Source organism: Bradyrhizobium sp. Crot121 (assembly GCF_059512385.1).
Genome location: NZ_JCAMOR010000213.1, coordinates 1 through 1,880, shown reverse-complemented (window position 1 = coordinate 1,880; position 1,880 = coordinate 1). Strand labels below are relative to the sequence as shown.

At 54.2% G+C, this 1,880-nt stretch carries 1 pseudogene; it reads left to right on the top strand.

From position 1 onward, the window contains the following. Positions 1 to 1,662: 1,662 nt before the first annotated feature. Positions 1,663 to 1,803, top strand: a pseudogene (locus AC5ZGW_RS46055) (ATP-binding protein); the annotation flags it as partial. Positions 1,804 to 1,880: the final 77 nt, after the last annotated feature.

The following is a 1,880-nucleotide window of genomic DNA, read 5'->3' as shown; positions in this document are numbered from 1 at the left end:
AGTACAATCAAGTCTCCTCACACTCCTTTCTTCCATCACGAAGCACAATTAAGCGGTTCTCTCCTCTCTCTCGATGGAGTTTCCTGCCGGCCCACTCACCACCCGCAATACTAACTTGCTGCTGGGGCTAATAGGTGCCCACACGTTTCGATTCGCAGTCCAACACGGCGTCGTGACTGAAAACGTGTGCCTCTATATGATGCAGGAGCATGCTCGTCTCTGTGTTGAGAACCAAACCCTTGCTGGCCTCCCCTGGACGGTGGGGCCAGAACTTCCGGTTCACGGTCCGGTAGACCGGCGTGATTGGTTCGTACTTGTCCCGCGTCGCTGGTTCGAAAATGTCCAAGCGAACGGGGGCGACCAGGCCTTCGCGGCCGTTAATCCCATTCCGGTGGTGGCATGGGGGCGCGTGACGGGGCGCGTGACGGGGCGCGTGACGGGGCGCGTGACACGCGGGGCGCATCCTGGCGACCCAATCGCCGTCGTCGATGCTAACTTGCTGCTGGATGAACTAGGTGCCCGCACGTTTCGATTCGCATACGAACACGGAGTCGGGACTGAAAACCGGTGCTTCTATATGGACCAGGCGGATGCTCATCACTGTGTTTGGTACCACAACTTTGCTTTCGTCGCCTGGACGGCGGGGCCACCAATTCCAGTTTACGGTCCGGTAGGCCCGTATGATTGGTTCGTAGCTGTCCCGCGTCACTGGTACGATGCTGTCGCAGCGAACGGGGGCCACCAGGCCTTCGCGGCCGTTAATCAGATTCCGGTGGTGGCATGGGGGCGCGTGACATCGCGTTGATCAAGGTCTCCACAGATCGACCTGGCGCGTATTGTTGCGTTGAGTGTTTTGTTCTGTCAGTTTTACTTGTTTTATTCTGCATTTGTAATCGTTTTATTTCGTGTAATCACGTCTCGTCTTTGTGGCGAGACCCGTCTGTATCGTGGTTCATCATTATGAGTAAAGCCAGGTCAAATTTATAATCTGAATAGCGCTTCCATATGAATTAATAAGTTTATTGAACGCGAAATCTTTCTCCAGAACTGTTCGGCCAAATACTTTTAGGTCACACGAACAAAGACGATGTCCCGGCGCGATAACTGACTGTTTTACTACTTTACCATAGAACGTTTTGGGCAACAAGAGATTTGCGGCGATTGCCAGACCCGGAGTAAGGGACGCACATAGGCATCTTTAACATATTACTGCTGTCTTATGCAGGAACCTAGCAGGCAGACACGCTTTTCTAACGGTAAACCTGCGCGGGCGTGCAATTAATCAATTATCTTGATCCTTTTGGCCTGCAGATTTCTTTTTTGATAAATTAGGATATATATTGATGTAAACTTTTCCTATTGGCCAAACACAGCGGAGGACGCTCCATGAACATGGAGCGGACCTCAGCAGGCCAACAGTAAAAATGATATATGCTGATGTAAACGTCGCCTCGGATTTTTAGCTGCAACTTCCGGACTTGGGCGAAGCCCAAGACTCGCGCGAAGCGCGAGCCGGAAGTGCAGCTCAAAAACCGAGGCGACGTTTACATCAGCATATATCCTGCGCGCGCGCGCCGCCGCAGCAGCAGCAGCAGCAGCAGCAGCCCACCCCCGAACAAGGACACGACTCACTGAACAACACGCATTACAGCCACGAACTACAAGACGCTCGCCACCTTCGACTTCGAAAGCGTGCCGATGCTGTCGAAGGCACAGGTGATGGCGCTCGCCGCCGGCGACGCCTGGTTGAAAGCCGGCGCCAATCTGCTGTTGTTCGGCCCACCCGGCGGCGGCAAGACTCATCAGCAATGCACGAGCGTCCACGGCCCTTGCGGTCGAGCGACTTCGGTCAGCCGGTCATAACCGTCATAGGCATCGCA